Origin of the sequence: Burkholderia sp. BCC0397, assembly GCF_902832865.1 — a bacterium.
Taxonomy (GTDB): domain Bacteria; phylum Pseudomonadota; class Gammaproteobacteria; order Burkholderiales; family Burkholderiaceae; genus Burkholderia.
Genome location: NZ_CADFDL010000012.1, coordinates 215,591 through 223,119, shown reverse-complemented (window position 1 = coordinate 223,119; position 7,529 = coordinate 215,591). Strand labels below are relative to the sequence as shown.

Sequence of the window (7,529 nt, the reverse complement as noted above, 5' to 3'; positions counted from 1 at the left end):
AGCAGCCGCCCACGTTGCAAAGGCTTGTTCGACCTCTTTTTCGTACTGCCCGTTTTGCGGACCATTGGCGCTGTCGAAGTTCCAGGTGATCGTGGACGCATCCCACCGAGCCCCTTCGAGTACGTTAGGACCGGAACCGGCAGAGGTGGCAGTATCTCGAGCCATTTCACCCGCCTGGGCGAACCCGTTCTTGGCGGCGTTAGCGGCGGCGGCGTTCCCTTGATGTTGGTCGTACTGAGCGATGGCGGTTACATCGCTGGCTAGCTTGCTTTGCACCGCACTTCGGTCGCCTGAAAAACCATAGCCGCCGTAGTAACCGCCATAGCCGCCGTCACTAAAAGGATCCGAACTTGTTTGATCGACATAGTCGATTCCACTCCATCCAGCACCAGTATCGCCAGAGCCATCTACTATGTCGCCGGTATCTGTGCCTGAGAAATTGATCGTGTCGTTATTCCCATCGATATGGTCATCTTGACCTGCGATGTCGACGGTACTCCCGCCACCAATATATGAAAGCGTATCGTTGTTGCCATTGATTATCGTCGTACTGCTCGCCCCATTCGTGATCGTGTCACCCGAGCCATTTACGCTAAACGTATCGCTGTTCTGGCCGTAAATCGTGACGCTCGCCCCATCGATCGTGTCGTTCTGGCCCAAGACGTTGACCGTACTGCCGCCACCGACGTATGACAGCGTGTCGTTGCTACCATTAATATTGGTAGTGCTCCCGGTTCCGTCCGTTATTGTGTCACCTGATCCGTCAACCTTAAATGTATCGTTGTTCTGGCCGTAAATCGTAACGCTCGACCCATCGATCGAGTCGTTCTGGCCCAAGACGTTGACCGTGCTACCGCCGCCAACGTAGGACAGCGTGTCATTACCGCCTTCGATAGTTGTTGTACTGCTCGTACCGTCCGTGATCGTGTCACCCGAGCCGTTTACGCTAAACGTATCGTTGTTCTGGCCGTAAATCGTGACGCTTGCTCCATCGATCGTGTCGTTCTGACCCAACACGCTCACCGTGCTACCGCCGCCAACGTAGGACAGCGTGTCATTGCTGCCTTCAATAGTTGTCGTACTGCTTGTACCGTCCGTGATCATGTCACCCGAGCCGTTTACGCTAAACGTATCGTTGTTCTGGCCGTAAATCGTGACGCTCGCCCCATCGATCGTGTCGTTCTGGCCCAACACGCTCACCGTGCTACCGCCGCCAACGTAGGACAGCGTGTCATTGCTGCCTTCAATAGTTGTCGTACTGCTTGTACCGTCCGTGATCGTGTCGCCCGAGCCATTTACGCTAAACGTATCGTTGTTCTGGCCGTAAATCGTGACGCTTGCCCCATCGATCGTATCGTTCTGACCCAGCACGCTCACCGTGCTACCGCCGCCAACGTAGGACAGCGTGTCATTGCTGCCTTCAATAGTTGTCGTACTGCTCGTACCGTCCGTGATCGTGTCACCCGAGCCATTTACGGTAAATGTGTCGCTGTTCTCACCGTAGATCGTGTTATTCGATCCGTAGATCGAATCGCCTTGACCGGACAAATTTACGACCGCATTGGCTCCGTTAAGCCAAATTCCGTTGTTAGAACCCGTTGCATCAACGGTGTTTCCGCTACCTGTAACACCCAGGCTTTCGTTGCCACCAGCATAGACCGCAAGACCGCTGCCACTAACATCCGTGCGGGAATTACCCTCGACTGTTAATGTTCCTGATGCACCGCTTGCAAAATTGACGTAGTTATCGTTAGAAGCACTTGCACTTTGCCCGTTTCCACCAATCGTGACAACACTGCCGGATCCCGTGATGTTAACTGTCGCTGCTGAACCATTGACCGTACCGCCGGAGTTTGCCTCGAACGTCACGGTAGACGCCCCGCCAGTGGCTGACAGGTTTACGTTGTAGCCGACACCAGTAAGTTGAAAGGTGTCGCCAGCTTGGGCGTTAATGACATGATTGCCATTGAGGATCGTCGTGTCGTAGTCAGCCCCGTTCACGTCGATGGTATTGGCGTTTGTAGTCAAGGTTAGGCCAGGTGCATTCACATCCGCAATGGACGACGGATCACTGAACGTCTGCGTTTCGGCACCGGAGCTGGAAAAGCTTTGTGTTGAAACAACTTTTCCTGATCCATCGGTTATTGTGGATGAGTAGGTGTCGTCCGAGTTATGCACATATACGATATCTGACAAAATATTTCCCGACGAGTCGGTGTATATGGCGGTGCTAACTTGATTGTTTGCAAAGCTTATAATCTCTCGTTGCCCCGAGTTGAATGCCATCGTTGATGAGCTAATATTTCCATTTGAATAATCTATACTTATGCCGGAAATATCTGATGGTGGATTTGTTGTTATTTTATTTAGGCTTGCGCTGGAGTACTCTTGTTGTAGTGCTGCGGGATATTTCTGATAGATGTCTGGGTAGCTCTCACCATTCACGGCCGGGAATGTTCCAATTACGCCGACGGCTGCTGTTGTCAAGGCTGCGAAAGCATCTGTCGACGAAGCGTTCGCCAGATTTTGATTCTGCCACGCGGTTGAGAGGGTCTGTTGAATAGCACCATTTGCGTTATTTGGGCCATCGCCGTCTATGGTGAAGGTGAATCCGGGAGTGGAGGCCATTTGTTGCTGAACTTGATAGCTAAACGCGGCTGACCACGCTTCGGTAACTGTTCCTACGGTTGCCGCAGCATTTCCGTAGTTTTGATCGTTTGGATTAAGGTTCGCTAGACCATTATATAAAAGCTGGCCTTGATTGAAGTATGCAAACTTTCCCATCTCCCAGGTCAGTGCGGAAACATATCCGGAGGGGTTGGTTTCGCTGGAGCTGGTAATCTGTGCGCCCAGTAGAATCTGCACCTGGTTCGCCGAGTTCACTATTGTTTCTTTTCCGTTGGAGTATAAATTTCCATCGGATGCAATATATGCCCCTATCGGTGCAGCTGTGCCTTCTTGTATGGCGATGTCATATTTATTGATCGACTGAGCCAATAGCGGGCTGGCATTTATCATGTTCAAAACAGCTGAAGATGGTGGGTTTCCGCCCCAAATACCCTCGGTTCCATCGATTGTGCGATTCATGTCAATTTGCCCCATTTTTTGCCTCTCAATATGTCTGGGAGAATAGTACTAGTTCTATACAGGACGAGTGCTTCTTATTCATGGATGACATGAATGACAGCTTTATTCCAGACTTGCTGGTGAATTCATATATCAATTTGGGTGGAACCGGAGGAGGCTCAGGTGCGATTTCGGGGAAGTATCGTTTTAATATTTCAGGTGAGATGCAAACGTTTTTGACGTTGATTTGCAGCTTGGCGATAACTTTGGAGATTTTCCCGCCGCCATTGACACGTTTTATGTAGTCAAATTCACATTGATTTTTTGATTTTCCTGAGGGTGGCTCAATCAGATACCGTGGTGTTTCTGTGTATACGTATCGTCTCGTTAGGGCATCAGATTCTGTGTATGATGTGACGCCGCAAGTTTGAAAGCTAAATGGCGCAACTTTATCGGGGAGTTGATCCATATTAACTCCAATGGATCTCGCAAAGAACGCATCGTCGCTTAAGTCGCCATGCTCAGATATCTTTGCAATCTTCGATACGACATCATTCGAATCTCTCGTTGCGATGCTATCTTCAATTTCCGTGCTTGATTGCGAAAATGCTTTATTTATAATAATTAGATTAAATATAAGAATTAAAATCCTGATGATTTTCATGATTTTTAAGATGGTGGTTTTGTATTATAATTGAGTGAAATAGGAATGTAATAATATGCGTTATTCATCATATGAATGTATCAGTCTATGTTGCGGGAGGCAATGTTTTCCAGAGGGGGCTGTGTAATAATTTCGTTACATAATATTTCGTATCAGGATGTGTCATGTAATTGAATGGCCTTCGAAAGGAGAGTTGGGAGGAGCGATAGGTTGCCAATGATTTGTTGATTTTTTTGAAATATGGAATTGCTATTTACTGTGGATCGGTAATGTATTTGTAATATTTTGTTGCGCTCACCGTGAGGTTTGAGTTTTTATCGTTCCGATCTAGCACAGCCCTGCCGGCGAAGGTGGGGTGGCGGCCCGATAACGGAGGTATCGCTATGAGGAACGTGCAGGTCGACCACGTGGCGCGCTCACAGGGCTGAACGCATCACGCATCAGTGTTATTGACTAAGAGACGGTTTCATAAAACCTGATCGGCCCGCCGAAGGGTATTCCAGCAGATCAGGTAGCAACCGAGTTTGGGGAATATGATATGAATGTCGACACGTTGCTCGAAATGAATGCGGTGATGACGGACGTGATGCAGCCAGCCATGCGTGCGTTCGACGACCCAGCGATATCTGCCAAGTTTGGTCCGACGCTTGGCGATCACAGGCTCGATGCTGACCCTGAGCCAGAATTAATCCCGGTCGGAAGTTGAAATTTCCGGCTTGGTTGAGTTGTCAGGTGAGGCAGATTCCCTTGCCTGACGGGCGAATTCGGTGGGCGTCATCCATTGCAACACGGAGTGGGGACGAACCTCGTTATAGTCCGTGCGCCAGTCGTCGATTTTGCTCTGCGCGTCGGCCAATGATAAAAACCAATGCGCCGTCAGACATTCTTGCCGGAAGCGCCGGTTGAAGCTTTCGACCGTGGCGTTTTCAGTGGGGCGCCCTGTCGATTGAAATTCGGTTCGACGCCATGTTCATATGCCCAGCGATCCATTGCCTTCGAGATGGATTTGCTCCATTGTCGATCTTGATATGCATGGGCAGCGCCGATGAATCGTGCGCAACTGACTGATACCGATACCGCGAACAAGACATGTCAAACAACGCGGAGGTCTTCATCAGACTCGTTCGATAGCGATCACGCGACTCATCGATCAACATGCGCCGACGGGCAGGCTTCAGAGCCTTTTGCGAGTACGTCCTGCAGCATGGCCTTGTCAAGGCTCAGGTTCGTCACGAGTCGCGCAGCTTCACGTTTTGAGCTGGCGCAACCGGCGCAATTCAGAAGGCCTCAGCTCTCCGAATTTCTTCTTCCAGTAGTAGAAGCTAATTCCGAGCTTGCGGCAGATCTCTTCGACCTTCGTACTCAGCTCTGCTTGCTTCAGTGCAAATGCGATCTGCTCTTCCGTAAACTTGCTCGTCTTCATGGCATGGCCTTCGCGTCAGCTTGGACATATCATGCCTAATTTCTCTACTTTTGAAATGGAATATTTCTTGGGTCAGGGTTGCGTATAGCCCGCGACTGATATGGAAGTCATAGCGTTCTCTCGTTTTGGTTGCTATTTCGTGCAAACTGATATGGATATCAGTCTGGAAATACAAATCACCACAACAAATAAAATCAGGTACGGCATTGCCAGCCTTCTTGGCGCTACTTCTTGCCCACTTGATTCCTGTTTAAAGAGATTGAAGTACGATATCGTCGTGTAAATCAGTGATCCAGCAAGTGCGATGGGGTAGGTGAGCAAGAGTAGGGTGCTGATTTGAGCTACTGATTTAAATATGCCACCTATCTCATCACATTGCATAAATAGCAGCACCTCGATAAGTGAAACCGATATCGCCGAAAGTGAGGCGAGTTTTATTATTTTTGATATTGTTTTTTTATTTTTCATTCAAATTTCACCTCGCTCTGTTCTAGGTGTGTGCTTGCTGGTGCTGGATCGCAAGACCAGGTTGGTTGTCAGCCCGATGATTGGATATTGAAAGATGGCTGTTTGCCGTAAGTAAATCGACAACTGGGTTATTGCATCGATGGCGAGCCTTATTTCCGTATGGTATGCAATTGGCAGTGATCACCCCATTCTTCCGATCAATCTATCAGTCGATTCAGATAATTACAATGGACACGATGGCTGGCTCATCATTTGGTATATTACGAAATATTTCAGAATGGTAGTTGCTATAAATTTGTTGGGAAAATTTTTAACTCTGTAAGGATGCGGCTGGACGGTGGTCGGTGGGGCGGCTCTGATCAGGCGAACTTCCCTTGAAGCCGATTGAGAATTCTAAAATTGCGAATTTCTGACGAAATGAAAAATTTCCTCGGTGAAATAACGGATACCTTTCATCGAAATTTCTCCGGAGATGTCGAGGCGCTGTATCGCATTGCCTGAAAGAAGTGCCAGAAAAATAATGAAAATTTCATAATATATCGGCGACGCTTCAGCAACTCGGCGTTCGATTACTGTTGCCGCGACCGGAATCGGGCAGGCGTCAGCCTGCAGCAGTGGCTCTGGTCCGTGCCGTTACGGAACTCGACGAACCAGATGGGCCATCTGTTTCGCAAGATCGAGCGCCTGATCAATTTCGGCGGGCATCGCGACCAGTCGACCCAATGGAACGAGGCGGTGGTGCAGCACTATGCGCGGCGCCAACCAGCCGCCATCCGTGAGCAAGCGCATCCATTTGCCCATGCGCCGGCTCGAGGCAATCTGTTTCATGCGTTACGCGTTTTGCGTTGCCACCGACCAGCTGCTGTGGATGCTCCCCCGTTTACAGCACAAGACGGCCAACGAAGCCGGCAGCGAGGTCGACGCGAAGCGGCCTGACCTGACGGCGCAATTGCGCGAATTCGCGACGGAGGTCACAGCGCTCGCAACGGACACCACTCTGGCGCACGACGAGCTGATCGAGCATTTCGCGCAACTGGCCGACACGACGCTTGCCCAAAACGGTCTGAGCCACGCGAGCGCTCATGCGCACAACTGCTGACCAAACAACGCGTCGCCCGTGCGATGCTCGCGAAGTTGCTGACGTTGCCGTTTGCGTCGCAAACCCCGCATCCGGTCATCGACGCGCTGGAGGTGCTGCGCGCGATCTACGTTTGCGGCGAACGTGAGCTGCCGGTGGATGTGTCCGTGCCGGTCGGGCGTGCGTGGCAACGGGTCGTGGCCGACGAGGACTGCGTGCAGGTGATGCTTACGTTCGACTGTACGGGCTGGTCAGTCAGGTCATGCTGTAACCCTCGGCCCCGCCGCGGCCGACGAATTCAGCGCGCCCGACCCAGCTGCTCGTCGATCGTGCGGGTCAGTGGCGACTCGACGTCGCCGGTATGCCGGGTCTGCACGGGCTCGATCAGCACGATCCAGCATTCGTCGTCCGCGACCGGATTATGCTGCGTGGCGCGCGGCACGACGTGCATCGAGCCGGCAGGCACGTCGACGACGCGGCCGCCTTCGTACTCGATCCTGAGGCGGCCGCGCACGACGAAGAACAGCTCGTCTTCGTGCGCATGGCCGTGCCACACGAGCTGGCCGCGTACTTTCGCGACCTTCACGTACTGATCGTTGACCTTCGCGACGACCTTCGGCGACCAGTATTCGGATACGTCGGCGAAGGCAGCCTCGAGGTCGAACGATTCGGCAAACGGAAGGGCGGGCAAGGTCATCTCGTCTCCAGTGGGCAGTCGTATGCAGTCGGGATCGAAACCGGCTGGCTGCCGATCGTTGGCATCCAGGAACAGCCGATTATATTGACGCCGCCACTTCGCTGCTCGACGTCCGGATGCCGCGAAATCCGCC

Annotated in this window: 6 protein-coding genes and 2 pseudogenes; 2 read left to right on the top strand and 6 right to left on the bottom strand. The window is 51.5% G+C overall.

The features are described from left to right. The coding region (locus HWX03_RS28845; protein WP_175873600.1) for a hypothetical protein at nt 1-3,087 on the bottom strand (3,087 nt) is incomplete at its 3' end. A gap of 80 nt (nt 3,088-3,167) precedes the next feature. On the opposite strand from HWX03_RS28845, the gene HWX03_RS28840 reads away from it, so the two are divergent. Continuing rightward, nucleotides 3,168-3,371, top strand: a complete 204-nt coding sequence (locus HWX03_RS28840; protein ID WP_175873599.1) for a hypothetical protein — start codon at nt 3,168-3,170, stop codon at nt 3,369-3,371. Between the two features lie 825 nt (nt 3,372-4,196). On the opposite strand, the pseudogene HWX03_RS28835 reads toward HWX03_RS28840, so the two are convergent. The 4 genes and pseudogenes from HWX03_RS28835 to HWX03_RS37080 form a co-directional block, all read right to left on the bottom strand. Next, nucleotides 4,197-4,397, bottom strand: a pseudogene (locus HWX03_RS28835) (IS5/IS1182 family transposase); the annotation flags it as partial. Between the two features lie 18 nt (nt 4,398-4,415). Then, nucleotides 4,416-5,153, bottom strand: a pseudogene (locus HWX03_RS28830) (integrase core domain-containing protein). A gap of 132 nt (nt 5,154-5,285) precedes the next feature. Continuing rightward, nucleotides 5,286-5,621 (bottom strand): hypothetical protein, encoded by a 336-nt coding sequence (locus tag HWX03_RS28825; protein WP_175873598.1) that lies wholly within the window; start codon nt 5,619-5,621, stop codon nt 5,286-5,288. 633 nt (nt 5,622-6,254) lie between these two features. Further along, entirely contained in the window at nt 6,255-6,449 is a 195-nt protein-coding gene (locus tag HWX03_RS37080; protein WP_244132807.1) for a hypothetical protein, read from the bottom strand. Between HWX03_RS37080 and HWX03_RS37075 the strand changes: the two genes are divergently transcribed. After that, nucleotides 6,448-6,720: a hypothetical protein gene (locus HWX03_RS37075; protein WP_244132806.1), complete on the top strand. Its 273-nt coding sequence runs from the start codon at nt 6,448-6,450 to the stop codon at nt 6,718-6,720. The genes HWX03_RS37080 and HWX03_RS37075 overlap by 2 nt on opposite strands. A 277-nt stretch (nt 6,721-6,997) precedes the next feature. Here the strand turns inward: HWX03_RS37075 and HWX03_RS28815 are convergent, their stop codons facing one another. Then, nucleotides 6,998-7,396 carry a cupin domain-containing protein gene (locus HWX03_RS28815; RefSeq protein WP_175873597.1) on the bottom strand — a complete coding sequence of 133 codons (399 nt, stop codon included), beginning with the start codon at nt 7,394-7,396 and terminating at the stop codon, nt 6,998-7,000. Nucleotides 7,397-7,529: the final 133 nt, after the last annotated feature.